This is a genomic window from Pseudonocardia sp. (genome assembly GCF_025965585.1).
Lineage (GTDB): Bacteria > Actinomycetota > Actinomycetes > Mycobacteriales > Pseudonocardiaceae > Pseudonocardia.
This window is the reverse complement of record NZ_JAOPWR010000186.1, coordinates 1-17,558: the sequence shown is the minus strand read 5'-3', so window position 1 is coordinate 17,558 and position 17,558 is coordinate 1. Positions and strand designations below refer to the sequence as shown.

The 17,558-nt window shown below is 72.9% G+C and carries 14 protein-coding genes; 10 read left to right on the top strand and 4 right to left on the bottom strand.

The genetic code is table 11. The features are described from left to right. Positions 1–27: 27 nt before the first annotated feature. Positions 28–648 carry a helix-turn-helix domain-containing protein gene (locus JWR81_RS11950; RefSeq protein ID WP_297650566.1) on the bottom strand — a complete coding sequence of 207 codons (621 nt, stop codon included), beginning with the start codon at positions 646–648 and terminating at the stop codon, positions 28–30. A gap of 104 nt (positions 649–752) precedes the next feature. On the opposite strand from JWR81_RS11950, the gene JWR81_RS11945 reads away from it, so the two are divergent. After that, positions 753–1,640, top strand: coding sequence for an EamA family transporter (locus JWR81_RS11945; RefSeq protein ID WP_297650564.1), 888 nt, complete (start codon positions 753–755; stop codon positions 1,638–1,640). Here JWR81_RS11945 and JWR81_RS11940 read toward each other — a convergent pair whose 3' ends face one another. Beyond that, positions 1,641–3,182 carry a phospholipid carrier-dependent glycosyltransferase gene (locus JWR81_RS11940; RefSeq protein WP_297650589.1) on the bottom strand — a complete coding sequence of 514 codons (1,542 nt, stop codon included), beginning with the start codon at positions 3,180–3,182 and terminating at the stop codon, positions 1,641–1,643. A 105-nt stretch (positions 3,183–3,287) separates the two neighbouring features. On the opposite strand from JWR81_RS11940, the gene rsmI reads away from it, so the two are divergent. Further along, positions 3,288–4,142, top strand: coding sequence for a 16S rRNA (cytidine(1402)-2'-O)-methyltransferase (gene rsmI, locus JWR81_RS11935; RefSeq protein WP_297650562.1), 855 nt, complete (start codon positions 3,288–3,290; stop codon positions 4,140–4,142). Between the two features lie 77 nt (positions 4,143–4,219). Here the strand turns inward: rsmI and JWR81_RS11930 are convergent, their stop codons facing one another. Both JWR81_RS11930 and JWR81_RS11925 read right to left on the bottom strand, forming a co-directional pair. Then, positions 4,220–5,416, bottom strand: coding sequence for a cation:proton antiporter (locus tag JWR81_RS11930; RefSeq protein WP_297650560.1), 1,197 nt, complete (start codon positions 5,414–5,416; stop codon positions 4,220–4,222). Positions 5,417–5,422: 6 nt separating this feature from the next. Next, a complete protein-coding gene (locus JWR81_RS11925; RefSeq protein ID WP_297650558.1) occupies positions 5,423–5,899 on the bottom strand; it encodes a cation:proton antiporter regulatory subunit in 477 nt (158 codons plus the stop codon). 70 nt (positions 5,900–5,969) lie between these two features. Between JWR81_RS11925 and zwf the strand changes: the two genes are divergently transcribed. From zwf to JWR81_RS11885, 8 genes are all read left to right on the top strand, one after another. Continuing rightward, positions 5,970–7,349 carry a glucose-6-phosphate dehydrogenase gene (gene zwf, locus JWR81_RS11920; RefSeq protein ID WP_297650556.1) on the top strand — a complete coding sequence of 460 codons (1,380 nt, stop codon included), beginning with the start codon at positions 5,970–5,972 and terminating at the stop codon, positions 7,347–7,349. 193 nt (positions 7,350–7,542) lie between these two features. Next, positions 7,543–9,336 (top strand): methionine--tRNA ligase, encoded by a 1,794-nt coding sequence (gene metG, locus JWR81_RS11915; protein ID WP_297650554.1) that lies wholly within the window; start codon positions 7,543–7,545, stop codon positions 9,334–9,336. After that, a complete protein-coding gene (locus JWR81_RS11910; protein WP_297650553.1) occupies positions 9,333–10,217 on the top strand; it encodes a TatD family hydrolase in 885 nt (294 codons plus the stop codon). Before metG ends, JWR81_RS11910 begins: the two co-directional genes overlap by 4 nt. 208 nt (positions 10,218–10,425) lie before the next feature. Next, positions 10,426–12,252 carry a transglycosylase family protein gene (locus JWR81_RS11905; protein ID WP_297650551.1) on the top strand — a complete coding sequence of 609 codons (1,827 nt, stop codon included), beginning with the start codon at positions 10,426–10,428 and terminating at the stop codon, positions 12,250–12,252. Positions 12,253–12,300: 48 nt separating this feature from the next. Continuing rightward, positions 12,301–13,176 carry a 16S rRNA (adenine(1518)-N(6)/adenine(1519)-N(6))-dimethyltransferase RsmA gene (rsmA, locus tag JWR81_RS11900; RefSeq protein ID WP_297650549.1) on the top strand — a complete coding sequence of 292 codons (876 nt, stop codon included), beginning with the start codon at positions 12,301–12,303 and terminating at the stop codon, positions 13,174–13,176. 46 nt (positions 13,177–13,222) lie between these two features. Then, complete coding sequence (locus tag JWR81_RS11895) at positions 13,223–14,749, top strand: DHA2 family efflux MFS transporter permease subunit (RefSeq protein WP_297650547.1); 1,527 nt, start codon at positions 13,223–13,225, stop codon at positions 14,747–14,749. 43 nt (positions 14,750–14,792) lie between these two features. Next, positions 14,793–15,764: a 4-(cytidine 5'-diphospho)-2-C-methyl-D-erythritol kinase gene (locus JWR81_RS11890; protein ID WP_297650545.1), complete on the top strand. Its 972-nt coding sequence runs from the start codon at positions 14,793–14,795 to the stop codon at positions 15,762–15,764. Then, the gene (locus JWR81_RS11885) at positions 15,764–17,551 is read left to right on the top strand and encodes an ABC-F family ATP-binding cassette domain-containing protein (protein ID WP_297650543.1); all 1,788 of its coding nucleotides are present in this window, start codon (positions 15,764–15,766) and stop codon (positions 17,549–17,551) included. The genes JWR81_RS11890 and JWR81_RS11885 overlap by 1 nt, the downstream gene beginning before the upstream one ends. The last annotated feature ends 7 nt before the right edge of the window (positions 17,552–17,558 follow it).

Here is a 17,558-nt window from a genome sequence, read left to right as displayed (position 1 = left end):
CGTCCGACGTCACCGACGCTGCGCCGGTCAGTCCGGCGGGGTCTCGGCCTCGGCGATGCTGGTCGGGGGGACCAGTCCGGCGTCGCCGGGCTGCAGCACCACCATCACGAACCGGACCGGCACGTCGCCCACGCTGCTGTAGCGGTGCGGGGCGTGGGCCTGGAACATCACCGTGTCGCCCTCCGTCAGCTGCTGGTTCGTGGCGCCGACGCACAGGTCGAGCCGTCCCGACAGCACTGACAGCACCTCCTGGGTGCCCATCGGGTGCGCCTCGCCGTCGAAGCCGTCGCCCGGTTGCAGCGTCCAGTCCCACAGTTCGACGACGTCGGGCGGGTCGGTGCCGATGCGGAACACCGCGCTGCTCCCGGCGGCGCTGCTCCACAGCCGGGCGGCCTCGGCGTCGCGGCGGACCACCACGCGCGGCTCGGCGTCGCCGCCGACGAGCGAGGCGACTCCCACCCGCAGCGCGGCGGCCAGCGCCACGAGCGTGCCGATGCTGGGGTTGCCGCGGGCGGTCTCGATCTGGATCACCGTGCCCCGGCTGACGCCCGCGGCGGCGGCGAGGGCGTCGATCGTCATGCGCCGCTGCTGGCGCAGTGCGCGGACGTTGCGTCCGACCGCGGCGGCGACGGCGTCAGGTGACTGCATGGTGGACAGTCTGCCGTACTCCTGCGGATAGTTCATTGCACGCTTGCCCGGCAGAAGCTACTTTGATGGCTGAGCAAGTACATTCTACTGAACTGAGATGAACGATGTCTGTTCCCATTGCCCTGCCCGCAGCCCTCGCCTACGGCATCGCCGACTTCGCGGGTGGCATCGCCTCCCGCCGTGCCCCGGTCCTGGCCGTCACGGCGGGCGTGCAGGTCGTCGGGCTGGTGGCGCTGCTGCCCTTCGTCGTCCTCGTGGGCGGCGCGCCCTCGGCGGCGGCGTTCGGGCTCGGCGCGGCGGGCGGCCTGGCCGGTGCGGCCGGGCTGCTGCTCTACCTGCGGGGTCTCGCGGTCGGCCCGATGGGTGTGGTGGCGCCGCTCTCGGCGGTGGTCGGGGCGGGGCTGCCGCTGCTGATCGGCATCGCCGGGGGCGAGCGGCCGAGCGCGCTGACGCTGTTCGCGATCGTCGTCGCGCTGGTGGCGATCCTGCTGGCCAACGCGGGCACGGCGCGCGGCAGGGGCGCCCGCACCGGCCCGCTGCTGGCGCTCGGCGCGGGCGTCGGGTTCGCGCTGTTCTTCGTGGCACTCGACGCCACCCCCCAGGACTGCGGCCTGTGGCCGCTGCTGGTCGGCCGTCTCACGACGGTCCCGCTCCTGACGATCCTGGCGCTGGGCGCCGTCCGCCGCACCCCGGTTCCGGCTGGTCGCATGGCAGCCCCGGACCGACCGGACAGCGTGCTCGACGTGTGGCTGCGGGCGGGCGTCACGCGGCTGCTGCTCGTCAGCGGCGTCTTCGACACCGGGGCCAACGTGCTGTTCCTCGTCGCCACGCGCACCGGCGACCTCGGCGTCAGCGCGGTGGTGGTGTCGCTCTATCCGGTGATCGTGGTGCTGCTGGCGCGGTTCGTGCTGCGCGAGCGGCTCACCGGGATGCAGATCGGCAGTGCCGGCCTGGCGCTGGGCGCGAGTGTGCTGCTCGCCGTCAGCTCCTGATCACGCACGCCACGACGGCAGCCAGAGCTCCGCGTTCCACTGGGCCGCGGTGATCGGCAGGCCGTCCAGTATCGGGAAGAGCCAGACGAAGTTGGCCACGACCAGCCCGACCCAGAGCGCGACGACGAGCAGGCCGGTCTGTCTGCGCTCCTTCGACGCACCCGCGCGGCCGAGGATCTCGCCCATCACCAGCACCGTGGCGAGCACGAGGAACGGCACCACCGGCGTCATGTAGAAGTAGAACATCTGCCGGGCCATGTCCATGAACCACGGGACGATGCCCGCGCCGTAGCCCACGAGCACGGCGGCCCAGCGCCAGTCGAACCGCGTGACGAGCCGCCACAGCCCGAACGCCAGCACGGGGATCGCGGGCCACCACAGGGCAGGGGTGCCGATGAGCATCACGGCGCTCACGCAGTCGGTGCTGCCGCAGCCCGTGACGTCCTGGCCGGACGCGTAGTAGTAGAGCATCGGGCGCAGCCCCATCGGCCACGTCCATGGCTTGGACTCCCACGGGTGCACGCCCGCGGCCGCCGTGGTCAGGCCCTCGTGGAACTGCAGCACCTTCTGCTGGAAGTAGATGAAGCCCTGCATCGCCTCGGGCAGGAACGACAGCAGCCCGCCCGGCGCCACCTTCTCGCCGACGGCGTAGCGGTCGACCGCCGTCTCGCTGCCCCACCACGCCCACCAGGCCGACAGGTAGACCAGCACCGGCACGATCGCGAGCGCCCACACCGCCGGGAGGACGTCGCGGCGCAGCGTGCCCACCCACGGCCGGGTGACGCCGACGGCGCGCCGCGCCATGAGGTCCCACAGCACGGCGAGGACCGCGAACGCGAGTACCCAGTAGATGCCCGACCACTTGACGGCACAGCCCAGCCCGAGCAGCACGCCGGTGGCCAGCCGCCACCAGCGCACCCCGAGCCGGGGCCCGTAGGGCGAGTCGTGGACCCGGTCCTCCGCCACGACCACGGCCATCCGGGCGCGCACGTCGTCGCGGTCGCAGAGAAGCGTGCAGAACGCGGCGAGCACGAACACCGCGGAGAAGATGTCGAGCATCCCCATCCGCGACTGGACGTGCGACAGCCCGTCGCAGATCAGCAGGATGCCTGCGATGCCGCCGAGCAGCGTCGATCGGGTGAGCCGCCGGCCCGCCCGGACGATGAGGAACACGCAGAGCACCCCGGCCAGTGCGGCCGAGACCCGCCAGCCGACGCCGTTGTAGCCGAAGACGAGCTCGCCGAGCGCGATGAGCTGCTTCGCGAGCGGGGGGTGCACCACGAGCTCGAAGCCCGGGTTGTCCTCGACGCCGCCGTTGCGCAGCATCTGCCAGGCCTGCGGGACGTAGTGCTTCTCGTCGAAGACCGGGGTGCCGCCGTCGGTGGGGTGGCCCAGCCCGACGAACCGCACGACGCCGGCCACCAGCGTCAGGGTCAGCGTGACGATCCAGCCGCGCAGGCGGTCGGTGGGCGGGGGAGCCCCCAGGACGTCGCGCGGGTCCGCCGGTCCGCGGGTGGACGGGGGGCCGTCGCCGACCGGGATGTTGCCGTCCACCGCGTCGTCGTCGCTCGCCGGACGGCTGCGGGTGCCGTGCCGTGGGGACTCGACGGTGCGGGTTGCCACGCGCCCGATCGTAGGCTGCGCGGTGTGAGCGACGAATCAGCTACCGGCCGCCTGGTGCTGGCGGCCACCCCGCTGGGGCAGGCCCGTGACGCGTCCGGGCGGCTGATGGACGCGCTCGCGACCGCCGACGTCGTGGCCGCGGAGGACACCCGCCGGGTCCGCACCCTCGCGTCGGCGCTCGGGGTGCAGATCACCGGCAAGGTCATCAGCCACTACGACGCCGTCGAGGCCGCGCGCCTGCCCGGCCTGCTCGACGACGTGCGCGCCGGCCGCACCGTGCTCGTCGTCAGCGACGCGGGGATGCCCGCCGTGTCCGACCCCGGCTACCGGATCGTGGCCGCCGCAGCGGCCGAGGGGCTGCCGGTGACGTGCCTGCCCGGCCCGTCCGCGGTCACCACGGCGCTGGTGCTCTCGGGCCTGCCGTGCGAGCGGTTCTGCTTCGAGGGCTTCGCGCCGCGGCGGTCGGGGGAACGTCGGCGGTGGCTGGAGACGCTGGTGGCGGAGCCGCGCGCCACCGTGTTCTTCGAGTCGCCGCACCGGCTGGCCGAGACGCTCGCCGCGGCCGTCGACGTCCTGGGCGCCGATCGGCTCGCCGCCGTGTGCCGGGAGCTGACGAAGACCTACGAGGAGGTCGTCCGCGGTCCGCTGCACGAGCTCGCCGCGTGGGCGGCCGCGGGCCAGGTGCGCGGCGAGATCACCGTCGTACTCGCGGGTGCGGCCCCGAGCGAGGCCCCCACCGTCGAGTCGCTGGTGGGGGCGGTGCACGAGCGCGTGGCCGACGGCGAACGCCTCAAGGACGCCGTCAGCGCGGTGGCGACCGCGGCGGGCGTCCCGAAACGGGACCTGTACGCGGCGTCCCTGGGCGACCGGCCCTCATGACCGGTGCGAGGTGGGTGTTCTCGGTGATCGAACAGCGAAGACCCCTCACCTCGCCGCGATCATGATCGCGGGACGGACTACCGCCCCGCTGACGGGGCCGGGACCCCGTCGGTGCGACGGCTGCGGACGGCCCGGGCCAATGGCTCCACCACCCGCGCCGCCACCGGGCCGACCACCGCCATGAGCAGCACGTACGCGGTGGCGAGCGCGGCCAGCTCGTCCGCGACCGCCGCATAGCTCACCGCCAGCCCCGCGATGACGATCGAGAACTCCCCGCGGGCCACGAGCGCGGCCCCGGCCCGCGCCCGTCCGAGCGCCCCGATGCCCTGCCGGCGTGCGGCCCACCATCCGGTGGCGAGCTTCGTCAGCGTCGTGGACACGGCCAGCACGACCGCCCAGCCCAGCACCGGCGGGATCGACGCGGGGTCGGTGTTGAGGCCGAACACCACGAAGAAGATCGCGGCGAACAGGTCGCGCAGGGGCTCGAGCATCTTCGTGGCGTTCTCCGCGGTGGAGCCGCTGATCGCGATGCCGAGCAGGAACGCCCCGACCGCCGCCGACACCTGCATCGCCGACGCGAACCCGGCCACCAGCAGCGCGGCGCCGAGGACCTTGAGCAGGAAGACCTCGCGGTCGGGCGAGTCGACGATCGCCGAGACGTACCGGCCGTAGCGCAGCGCCACCACGAGGACGACGGCGAGTACCCCGACCGCGATCCCGACGGCCGTCAGGCCCCCGACGAGCGAGACCCCGACCAGCACCGCGGTGAGGATCGGCAGGTAGAGGGCCATGACGAGGTCCTCGAACACGAGGATCGACAGCACCACGGGCGTCTCGCGGTTGCCGAGGCGGCCGAGGTCGCCGAGGACCTTCGCGATGATCCCCGACGACGAGATGTAGGTGACGCCGGCCATCACGAACGCCCCGATCGGACCCCATCCGAGGATGAGGGCGACGGCGGCGCCGGGGGCGGCGTTGAGCACCATGTCGAGCAGGCCCGCCAGCCACGAGCGCTTCAGCCCGGTGACGAGCTCCGCCGCCGAGTACTCCAGGCCCAGCAGCAGGAGCAGCAGGACCACGCCGATCTCGCCCGCAAGCGAGGTGAACTCGTCGATGCCGCCCAGCGGGACGAGGCCGCCCGTGCCGAAGACGAGTCCGCCGAGCAGGTAGAGCGGGATGGGGGACAGGCCGATGCGCCCGGCGAGACGGCCGAGCAGGCCGAGCCCGAAGAAGACGGCTCCGAGCTCGATCAGCTCCAGCGCGGTGTCGGTCACCGCGGCTCAGCCCCGCTTGAGGATCTTGACAGCGTTGTCGAGTCCTTCCGACGTGCCAACGGTGACCATGACGTCCCCGGCGGTCAGGGTGAAGTCGGGCGTGGGGCTGGGGTGCACCTGACCTGCGCGCATCACGGCGACGACGGAGACGCCGGTGCGGGTGCGCAGGGCGGTGTCGCCCAGGGTGCGGCCGTCGAACGGCGGGCCGACGGGGATCTGGCGGGTGTTGATGCCGGGCAGGTCGCGGTGCTCCTCGGTGAGCTGTGCGACGAGCTGGGGTGCGCCGAGCAGGTTGGCGAGCGCCGCGGCCTCGTCGGGCGACAGCGGGAGCTCGGCCAGGCACGCGTCCGGGTCGTCGGTCTTGGAGATGATCAGCTCGATCTTCCCGTCCCGGTGCGTCACGACGCCGACGCGGCGGCCACCTCGGAGCGCGAAGTCCTTCCGCACGCCGATTCCGGGCAAAGGGGTCACCTCGACATTCACCGCCCCACGGTAACCGGCCGTGCGACGTGATCGGCGGTTGCTCCGGCGGGCGGAGTGGGTACGCGATCACATGACCTCACCCCACGTGCTCGTCCTGTTCGGTGCGTCCGGTGATCTCGCGCATCGCAAGCTGTTCCCCGGGCTGTTCCACCTGCACCGCTCGGGGCTGCTGCCCGACGTCCGGATCATCGGGACGGGACGGCACTCGCCCGGGACGGACGAGGAGTTCCGCGAGAAGGTGGCGCCCGAGGACGGGGGCGCGGAGTGGGCGGAGTTCGCGGAGCGGATCCGGTTCGTCGTCTCCTCCGCCGAGGACGGCGAGGACCTGGCCGCGGCCGTCACGGAGGCCGAGAGGGAGCTGGGAGGAGACGACGTCCGCAGGCTGCTCTACCTGTCGGTGCCGCCGTCGGCGATGCAGCCGATGGTCGCGATGCTGAAGTCCACCGGCCTGCACGAGCGCGCGCACCTGGTGCTGGAGAAGCCGTTCGGCCGCGACCTCGCCTCGGCGAAGGACCTCAACGCGACCGTGCTGGACGTGTTCGACGAGTCCGACGTGTTCCGGATCGACCACTTCCTGGGCAAGGAGGCGGCGCAGAACATCCTCGCGCTGCGCTTCGCCAACGGGCTGCTGGAGCCGGTCTGGAACTCCGGCCACATCGCCTACGTCCAGATCGATGTGCCGGAGAAGATCGGCATCGAGGGCCGGGCGTCGTTCATGGAGGCCACCGGCACATTCCGGGACATGATCTCCACCCACCTGTTCCAGCTGCTCGGCTTCGTGGCGCTGGAGCCGCCCGTCCACCTGGACGCAGACTCGCTGCACGAGGAGAAGGTCAAGGTCTTCCGGGCCGTCCGCCCGTTCGATCCGGAGCAGGTGGTGTTCGGGCAGTACGAGGGCTACCGCGACGAGGACGGGGTAGCCGACGACTCCACCGTCGAGACGTTCGTGGCGATCGAGGCCTACATCGACAACTGGCGCTGGCACGGCGTGCCGTTCCTGCTGCGCACCGGCAAGGCGATGGGCGAGGGCCGCCGCACGATCACGCTCGGGTTCGAGGAGCCGCCGTTGCGCATGTTCCCCGACGAGGCCGACGGCAGCCCGAACGAGCTGGTCCTGGAGCTGACAGACGAGCCTGAGATCTCCCTGGAGGTGCGCGCCAAGCGTCCCGGACCGGGTATGAACATCGCGCACGCGCGGCTGGATCTGCGGTTCGAGCAGGCCTTCGAGGACGTCGAGCCGCTGGAGGCCTACGAGAAGCTGCTGCTCGACGCCATGACGGGCGACCATCTCCTGTTCATCAGCACCGCGGAGGTGGAGCGGCTCTGGGAGCTGTGCGACCCGGTGCTCGCCGACCCGCCGCCTGCGCTGCCGTACGAGAAGGGGTCGTGGGGACCGCAGGAGGCGCTGGACCTGCCGGGGGAGCGCGGATGGCGCCTTCCCGAGAAGTGACAGCCCGAGAGATGAGCCTCCCGATCACCCCACGCCGACCACCTCGGCCTCTACGCGGAGTAGATCGGGCTGACGGGCCATCCGCCGGGCAACTTCCCGCAGGCCTTCACCCATCTCGCTCATCAGTGCCGCGATCAACCTGGACCGGGCGCTGGGATAAACCGGTTGGTGGCCGGGGCCTACGCTGGTCACCATGAGTTCCCGCGTGCTGACCGCCGTGGCATGGCCCTATGCCAACGGCCCGCGGCACATCGGCCATGTGTCCGGTTTCGGTGTGCCCTCCGACGTCTTCTCCCGGTACCGCCGCATGATCGGTGACCAGGTGCTGATGGTCAGCGGCACCGACGAGCACGGCACGCCGATCCAGGTGCAGGCCGACGCCGAGGGGCTCACCCCGCGCCAGCTCGCCGACAAGTACAACGGTGTGATCACCCGCGACCTGCAGGGCCTCGGGCTCTCGTACGACCTGTTCACCCGCACCACCACGAGCAACCACTACGAGGTGGTGCAGCAGCTGTTCCTCGCGCTGCACAAGAACGGGTACGTGTACTCCAAGTCGGCGATGGGCGCGATCAGCCCGTCCACCGGCCGGACGCTGCCCGACCGCTACGTCGAGGGCACCTGCCCGATCTGCGGCTACGAGAGCGCCCGCGGCGACCAGTGCGACAACTGCGGCAACCAGCTCGACCCCGCCGACCTGCTGAACCCGCGCTCGAAGATCAACGGTGAGACGCCCGAGTTCATCGAGACCGAGCACTTCTTCCTGGACCTGCCCGCGTTCGCGGAGTCGCTCGGCTCCTGGCTCTCCGCCCGCACCGACTGGCGCCCGAACGTCCTGAAGTTCTCCGCCAACCTGGCGGCCGACCTCAAACCGCGAGCCATCACCCGCGACCTCGACTGGGGCGTGCCCATCCCGCTCGACGGCTGGAGCGACCAGCCGATGAAGCGCCTCTACGTCTGGTTCGACGCCGTGATCGGCTATCTGTCCGCCTCGGTGGAGTGGGCGCGCCGCGGGCCGGACCCCGACGCGTGGAAGCAGTGGTGGTGCGACCCCGAGGCCCAGGGCTACTACTTCATGGGCAAGGACAACATCGTCTTCCACTCCGTCATCTGGCCGGCACTGCTGCTGGGCCAGAACGGCGCGGGCGACAGGGGCGGCTCGCCGGGCTCGTTCGGCACGCTGAACCTGCCCAGTGAGGTCGTCTCCAGCGAGTACCTGACGATGAGCGGCTCCAAGTTCTCCACCAGCCGCGGCACCGTCATCTACGTGGGCGACTTCCTGAAGGAGTTCGGCCCGGACTCGCTGCGTTACTTCATCTCGGTGGCCGGCCCGGAGAACCAGGACACCGACTTCACCTGGGACGAGTTCGTGCGCCGCACCAACTTCGAGCTGGCCAACGAGTGGGGCAACCTCGTCAACCGCTCGATCTCGATGGCGCACAAGAACGTCGGCGCGATCCCGAAGCTGCTGGTGCCCACCGACGCCGACCACGAGCTGCTGGCGGTCTCGAAGGCCGGCTTCGACACGGTGGGCGGGCTGCTGGCCCGCAACCGCTTCAAGCAGGCGGCGGGTGAGGCCATGCGCGTCGTCACCGCGGCCAACCGGTACCTGAGCGACCAGGAGCCCTGGAAGCGCAAGGACGACCCGGACCGCCGCGACACGATCCTGCACACCGCGCTGCAGGTGGTGCAGGACGCCAACACGCTGCTCACGCCGTTCCTGCCGCACTCCGCGCAGCAGGTGCACGAGGCGCTGGGCGGCACGGGCGTCTGGGCGGCGCAGCCGGAGATCCGCGAGGTCGACGACCTCGGCGACGGTCCCTCCTACCCGGTGATCACCGGCGACTACGCATCCGAGCAGGCGGAGTGGAAGAGCACGCCGATCGAGGCGGGGCGCCCGCTGGGCAAGCCCAGCCCGATCTTCACGAAGCTCGATCCCGAGCTGGGCGAGACCGGGCCGGACTGGGCGCCCATCCAGAAGACGTGAGCGGCGGGCACGGGAGGCGGGAGCGGCCGGATCCGCCCGAGCCGCTGCCGGTCCCGACCGTCGACTCGCACACGCACCTCGACGCCTGCGGGTGCGAGACCGCCGCTGACGTCACGGCCGCCATGGACCGTGCCGCGGCCGTCAACGTCACGCGGGCCGTCACCATCGCCGACGACCTCCCCGCGGCGCGCTGGGCGGTGCAGGCGGCCCACTGGGACAGCCGGGTGGCCGCCGCCGTCGCCCTGCACCCGACGCGCACCGCGGCCGTCACCGACGAGGAGTTCTCGGAGATCGAGCGGCTCGCCGCCGATCCCCGCGTGGTCGCGGTGGGGGAGACGGGCCTGGACTACCACTGGGAGTACTCGCCGCCGGGCGCCCAGCAGGCCGCGTTCCGCTGGCACATCGACCTCGCCAAGCGTCTCGGCAAGCCGCTGATGATCCACGACCGCGACGCCCACGACGACGTGCTGCGCATCCTCCGCGAGGAGGGCGCCCCGGAGACCGTGGTGTTCCACTGCTTCTCCGGCGACGCCGCGATGGCCCGGGAGTGCGTCGACGCCGGCTACGTCCTCTCGTTCGCGGGCCCCGTGACGTTCAAGAACGCCCGCGCGCTGCAGGAGGCGGCGGTCCTCGTGCCCGGCGACCGGATCCTCGTCGAGACCGACGCGCCGTTCCTCACCCCGCACCCGCACCGCGGCCGCGCGAACGAGCCGTACTGCCTGCCGTGGACGGTCCGGGGTCTCGCGGCGCTTCGCGGCGTGTCCGACCAGCGGCTCGCCGCGGACGCCGAGCGCAACGCCGAACGGGTCTTCTCGCTCGGTGAGCTGCCGCCCGTCCTCCCGTCCGACACATTCGGCGCATCGGGTGCACGTTCGGCGTAGCGGAAGGGCCGCTCGGCGCTCACGCGGCGTTGCGAGTCGAACACTCTGTTCACAGCCCGTTACGGTTCCGTGATCGCTCAAGCCGGGGTGGGGAACGCTCCCCAGCAGTGCGGTCACGGTGGTCCGGGGCGCTCCCCTGAACCACTGCCTCCGGGCCACCGTGACCGTATTTTCCTCCCCTGCCCGGTCCGTCGAGGTCAGGATTGCTGTGGTCGACGTCTCTGCGCGTGCGCGGCGCCACGCCGCCCACGCCCGCGTGGATCTCTTCGCCGGCGCGCCCGTCGACGACCTCCCGGACGACCCGTTCGTCGACTGGTACGGGGGCACCGACCCGGGTGCCTTCCCGGGGCCGTCGGCCCGGCCGGCGCTCGAGACGATCGTGCCCACCCGGCGGCCCGGCCCCAGCCCCGTCAGCGCCCATCCCGGCGAGGGCACCGACGACGCCTCGGCCGACCCGGTCACCGGCGAGCTCCCGGTCCTCGGCCCGGCCGACCTGACCGGCCCGATGCCCCGCGTCACCGTGGATATGACCGCCGACCTGTTCACCCCGGCTCCCGGGCAGGGCACCGGATCGTTCTCCACCGGCTACACGCCGCTCCCCGAGCACCGGACCGGCGCGTTCCCCACCGCCTTCACCGACGCCCCGGAGCGGGGCACGGGGGCGTTCCCCGCGGCGTTCCGCCCGGCCCCGCAGCCGTGCGGCGCCGAGCCCGCCGACCACGACGCACTGACGGGGCGCCTCCCGCGCGTCGACGACCTGCGCACCGACGCGTTACCCGCCGTCACGGGCTCGCTCACGGCGACCCCGCCCGCTCCCGTCGCGGTTCCCGACGCCGAGCCGCAGCCCGGGGCCGCCCCGGTTCCCGGGCGCCGCCGCGCCGACCGCCGCCGGGCCGCACAGGCCCCGCCGAAGGCCGCTCCGGCCCGCACGATCGTGCGCGGCGCCGTGCTCGCGGTGATCCTCGCGCTGGTCGGTGGCGGTGCCACGGCGCTGGCGATGGACAAGACCGTGACGGTCACCGTCGACGGCCAGGACCGCACGATCCACACGTTCGCCTCCGACGTCGGCGACGCCCTGAGGTCGGCGGGCATCGTCACCGCCCCGCAGGACCGCGTCGAGCCCGCGCTGCCCACCGAGCTCGACAGCGGCGACCACATCATCTTCAGCCGCGCCCGCATGCTGACGCTGGAGGAAGGCCCGTCGGTCCGGCAGCTCTGGACCACCGCGTCGTCGGTCCAGGAGGCGCTCACCAGCCTCGGCATGCAGGTCCAGCCGATCCAGATATCGGCGGCCCCCGCGGCGCCGATCCCGCTGACCGGCATGGCGCTCACGCTGAAGGTGCCCCGCAACGTCTGGCTCACCGACGGCACCGGGGCGAAGGCCCCGGTCACCACCGACGCGGGCACCGTGGCGGGCCTGCTGCAGGAGAAGGGCATCACGCTCGGCCCCGACGACGTCTCGGTGCCCAGCGGCGACACCCCGCTCACCGACGGGATGGACGTGCAGGTCGTGCGCAACGGCGTCGGCGAGGTCGTCGAGACCCGCGAGGTCCCGCCCCCGGAGCAGACGATCGACGACCCGACCATGGCGCGGGGCAAGGAGAAGGTGGTCGACCCGGGCACGCCGGGCGAGACCACCGCGATCATGCGGGTGTACGTGCAGAACGGCAAGGAGGTGCGCCGCGAGCAGGTTCGCGCGGGTGACAGCACCCCGCCGACCCCGCGCATCGTGAAGGTCGGCACCAACGACACCATCGCCACCGCCCCCGCCGTCGACGACGGCAGCGTGTGGGACCGCATCGCGCAGTGCGAGGCCACCGGCAACTGGGCGATCGACTCCGGCAACGGTTACTACGGCGGCCTGCAGTTCGACGCCGGCACCTGGCGGGCGAACGGCGGCACCGACTACGCGCCGCTGCCGAACCAGGCCACCCGCGAGCAGCAGATCGCGGTCGCGGAGAAGGTGCGCGACGGCCGCGGCGGTGGCTACGGCGCCTGGCCGGCGTGCTCGCGGAAGCTGGGCCTGCCCCAGTGAGGTCGACCCAGTGATCCGTGCTGTCGACCCGGGGTGCACGCTCCCCGGGTGACGGACTCGCGACTGCTGGGGCCCGCGGAGGTACGCGCGCTGGCCGCGGAGCTGGGGCTGCGGCCCACGAAGAAGCTCGGGCAGAACTTCGTGCACGACCCCAACACGGTGCGGCGCATCGTGAAGGCGGCCGAGCTGCGGCCCGACGACGTCGTGCTGGAGGTCGGCCCGGGCCTCGGGTCGCTCACCCTGGCGCTGCTGCCCGCGGTGGCGGCCGTGCACGCCGTGGAGATCGATCCCGTCCTGGCCGCACGGCTGCCGATGACGGCGGCCGACCGCGCCCCCGGGCTCGCCGACCGGCTCACCGTGACCACCGCCGACGCGCTGCGCGTCCGTGCTGCCGACCTCGCCGGGCCGGTGCCCACGGCCATCGTCGCGAACCTGCCCTACAACGTCGGCGTGCCGGTGGTGCTGCACCTGCTCGCCGAGCTGCCGGAGATCCGGCGCGGGCTGGTGATGGTGCAGTCCGAGGTGGCCGAGCGGCTCGCGGCCGAGCCGGGCGGCCGGACGTACGGCGTGCCCAGCGCGAAGCTCGCGTGGTTCGCCTCGGCTCGTCGTGCCGGGCGGGTGCCGCGGGCGGTGTTCTGGCCGGTGCCGAACGTCGACTCCGGGCTGCTCGCGTTCGACCGCCGCGACCCTCCCTCCGGCGCCGCCCGGAAGGACGTGTTCGCGGTGATCGACGCGGCGTTCGCCCAGCGGCGCAAGGCCCTGCGCGCCGCGCTCTCGGGATGGGCGGGCTCCCCGGCCGCGGCCGAGACGGCGCTGCGGGCGGCGGGCATCGAGCCCCTGGAACGCGCCGAGCGCCTGGACGTGGCGGCCTTCGCGCGCCTGGCCGCCGTTCGACCGCGCGCGGCCGTCGGGGGTCAGCCGTAGGGTTTCGACGAGCACGGTTTTCGTGCACGTACCCGGGGAGCTGAAGATGCCCGATCGACGCCCGCCCGCGGCGGGAGCGCAGGAAACCGGTCCGGCCAACCCGTGGCCGGCGCTCTGGGCCCTGGTCCTCGGGTTCTTCATGATCCTCGTGGACTCCACGATCGTCTCGGTCGCCACGCCCGCGATCATGACCTCGCTGGGGGTCGGCGTCGATGCGGTCGTCTGGGTCACCAGCGCCTACCTGCTGGCGTACGCGGTGCCACTGCTGGTTACCGGCCGGCTCGGCGACCGCTTCGGCCCGCGCCGCGTCTACCTGGCCGGGCTGGCGATCTTCACACTCGCCTCGCTGTGGTGCGGGCTGACCGGCACCATCGGCGAGCTCGTGGCGGCCCGGGTCGTCCAGGGCCTCGGCGCCGCACTGATGACGCCGCAGACGATGGCCGTCATCACCCGCACGTTCCCCGCGGAGAGCCGCGGCCGGGCGATGAGCCTGTGGGGCGCCGTCGCCGGGGTGGCCACGCTGGTCGGCCCGATCCTGGGCGGTGTGCTGGTCGACGGCCTCGGCTGGGAGTGGATCTTCTTCATCAACGTGCCGGTCGGCGTCGTCGGGTTCGTCCTCGCCGTGCGGCTGGTGCCGGAGCTGCCCACCCATGTGCGCCGTTTCGACCTGCTCGGCGTCGCGCTGAGCGCGGTCGGCATGTTCCTGCTGGTCTTCGGCATCCAGGAGGGGCAGACCTACGACTGGGGCACGATCGCCGGGCCGGTCTCCGTGTGGTCGCTCATCGTCGCCGGCCTGGTCGTGATGGCGCTGTTCGTGGTCTGGCAGGCGCGCAACCCCGGCGAACCGCTCGTCCGGCTCGCGCTGTTCCGGGACCGGAACTTCAGCCTGGCCAACATCGTGATCACCACGATCGGCTTCACCGTCACCGCGATGGTGTTCCCGATCCTGTTCTACGCGCAGGGCGTCCTCGGGCTGAGCCCCACCGGCTCGGCCCTGCTGCTGGTGCCCATGGCCGTCGTCTCGGGCGGCCTGGCGCCGTTCGTGGGGCGCTGGACCGACCGCATGCACCCGCGCGTGCTCGCCGGGATCGGGCTCGCCTCCTGGTCGGTGGCGCTGATGTGGCTCGCGGCCGTGATGGGGCCGACCACCCCGATCTGGGAGCTGCTGCTGCCGATCGCGCTGCTGGGCGTGGCCAACGGGTTCGTGTGGTCGCCGGTCTCCAGCACCGCTACGCGGAACCTGCCGCGCGCCGACGCGGGCGCGGGCTCCGGGGTCTACAACACCACCCGCCAGGTCGGTGCGGTGCTGGGCAGCGCCGCGATCGCGGTGCTGATCGCGTCCCGGCTGGCGGCCGAGCTGCCCGCGGCGCCGGGCGGTGGCGCTTCCGAGACCATCACCAAGCTGCCCGAGGCGCTGCACGCCGGCTTCGCCACGGCGATGGCTCAGTCGCTGCTCCTGCCGGCCGGGGTGGCGCTGGTGGGGCTCGTGGCCGCGCTGGCGTTCGCCCTCCCGCGCCACCTGGCCCGGCCCGGTGCCACCGCTTCGGAGTCGGTGTCGAGCTCGGCGGGGTAGCTGCGGCACCACCCGCCTGGATCGGTGCACGTAGGGTTGACGGGTGCTCGCCGCCGTTCCACCCCCCGTCACCGTGCGGGTCCCAGCGAAGATCAACCTGCATCTCGCCGTGGGCCCGCTGCGTGACGACGGCTTCCACGACCTCGTCACAGTGTTCCACGCCGTGAGCCTGTTCGACGAGGTGTCGGTCTCCGCGAGCGATGCCCCCGGTATCGAGGTCTACGGCGAGGGCGTCTCCGAGGTGCCCGCCGACGAGACCAACCTCGCGTGGCGTGCGGTCCAGCTGCTGGCCGAGCTGGCCGAGCGGGAGCCCGACGTCCGCCTCGTGCTGCGCAAGGGCATCCCGGTGGCGGGTGGCATGGCCGGTGGCAGCGCCGACGCGGCCGCCGCCCTCGTCGGGCTCTCGGCGCTGTGGAAGCTCGACCTGTCCCGTGACGAGCTGTCGGTGCTGGCCGCCGAGCTGGGCAGCGACGTCACGTTCGCGCTGCACGGCGGCACGGCGCTGGGCACCGGCCGCGGCGAGCAGATCGTGCCCGTGCTCACCCGGCACCCTCAGCACTGGGTGATCGCGCTGCACCGCGGCGGGCTGTCAACCCCGTCGGTGTTCCGGGAGCTCGACCGGCTCCGCGCGGGCGCCGAACCTCGGGAGCGTCCCGTCGAGCCGGTGCTGGAGGCCATCGCGGGTGGCGACCCCCGCCAGCTCGCGCTGTCCCTGGGCAACGACCTGCAGGTCGCCGCCGTCAGCATGGCCCCCGACCTGCGCCGCACCCTGCGCGCCGGGGTCGACGCGGGCGCGCTCGCCGGGCTCGTCTCCGGCTCGGGCCCCACCTGCGCGTTCCTGTGCGCCGACGCCGACTCCGCGCTGGACGTCGCCACCGAGCTCGCCGGGGTCGGGGTGTGCCGCACGGTCCGCGTCGCGCACGGCCCGGTGCCGGGTGCGCGTGTGGTCGACCAGCACGAACCACCGGGGACCCCGCCCACCCCGCCCACCTCGTGGCCCCCGGTGCGTGCCTGATGGCGGGCCAGAACCTGGTGAACCTGGAGTCGGTGCTCGCCCACGTCCCCGGCGACGGGTCGAGGATCCTGCTCGACCACGTGTCGCTGGGCATCGAGCGCGGCGAGCGCGTCGGCGTCGTCGGCCTCAACGGTGGCGGCAAGACCACGCTGCTCGACATCATCACCGGCGTCCGCGCACCCGACGGCGGCCGCGTCAGCCGGGTCGGCGACCTCCACCTCGCCCACCTCGTGCAGGGCGACGCACTGCCCGAGGGCGCCCGCGTCCGCGACGTCGTGCTGGCCGCGTGGGACGGCGCGGGCGACCACGAGTGGGCCGCCGACGCCAAGGTCCGCGACGTCCTCGACGGCCTGGGCATCGAGGACCTGGAGCGCTCCGTCGAGGGCCTGTCCGGCGGCGAGAAGCGGCGGGTCGCGCTGGCCGCCACACTCGTCGGCGACCCCGACCTCGTCGTCCTCGACGAGCCCACCAACCACCTCGATGTCGAGGGCATCGGCTGGCTGGCCCGCCACCTGCTGGAGCGTCGCTGCGCGGTCGTGGTGGTCACGCACGACCGCTGGTTCCTCGATGCCGTCTGCACGCGCACCTGGGAGGTGGCGAACGGCAAGGTCGAGAGCTACCTCGGTGGTTACGCCGACTGGATCTACGCCCGCGCCGAGCGTTCGCGGCAGTCCGACGCCGCCGAGGCCAAGCGGCAGAATCTGGCCCGCAAGGAGTTGGCCTGGCTGCGCCGCGGCGCCCCCGCGCGCACGTCCAAGCCGCGGTTCCGGATCGAGGCCGCCGAGGCGCTCATCGCCGATGTCCCGCCGCCCCGCAACACCGTGGAGCTGCTCGGCTTCGCCACCAACCGGCTCGGCAAGACCGTGCTGGAGCTGGAGGACGCCACCGCCACCATCGGCGACCGCGTGCTGCTCGACAAGGTCACGTGGCGGCTCGGCCCGGGCGACCGCGTCGGCATCGTCGGCGTCAACGGATCGGGCAAGACCACACTGCTGCGCACGCTCACCGGTGACCGCCCGCTGCAGGGCGGCCGGCTGGTGAAGGGCACCACCGTGCAGCTCGCGGAGCTCTCGCAGGAGCTCGTGGACCTGCCCAAGGACATGCGCGTGCTGGAGGCCACCGAGCAGGTGGCCAAGTACGTCAAGCTCGGCAAGCTGGAGCTCACGGCGTCGTCGGTGCTGGAGCGGCTCGGGTTCCCCGCGTCGCGGCAGTGGACGCCGGTCGGCCAGCTCTCCGGCGGCGAGAAGCGCCGCCTGCAGCTCACGCGGCTGCTCATGGCCGAGCCGAACGTCCTGCTGCTCGACGAGCCCACCAACGACCTGGACGTCGACACCCTGTCCCGGCTCGAGGACCTGCTCGACGGCTGGCCGGGCACACTCGTCGTCGTCAGCCACGACCGGTACCTGGTGGAGCGCGCGTGCGACACGGTCGTCGCCCTGTTCGGCGACGGCAAGATCACCCACCTGCCCGGAGGCATCGACGAGTACCTCGCCCGCCGGGCCCGGGCCGGCGCCCAGGCGAGCGGGCTGTCGGCGTCGAGCGAGCCCGCCCCGGCGAGGCCTGCGTCCAGTGCGGCTGACCAGCGCGCCGCCCGCAAGGAGGCCCAACGCCTCGAGCGGCGGATGACCGCGTTGACGAAGAAGGAGAAGCAGCTCCACGAGCAGCTGGCCGAGGCGGCCACCGACCCGAAGCGGCTCCTGGAGCTCGACGCCGAGCTGAAGGCCGTGCTGGTCGAGCAGGAGACCGTCGAGATGGAGTGGCTCGAGGCGGCGGAGGCGGCCGAGTAGAGCGGCG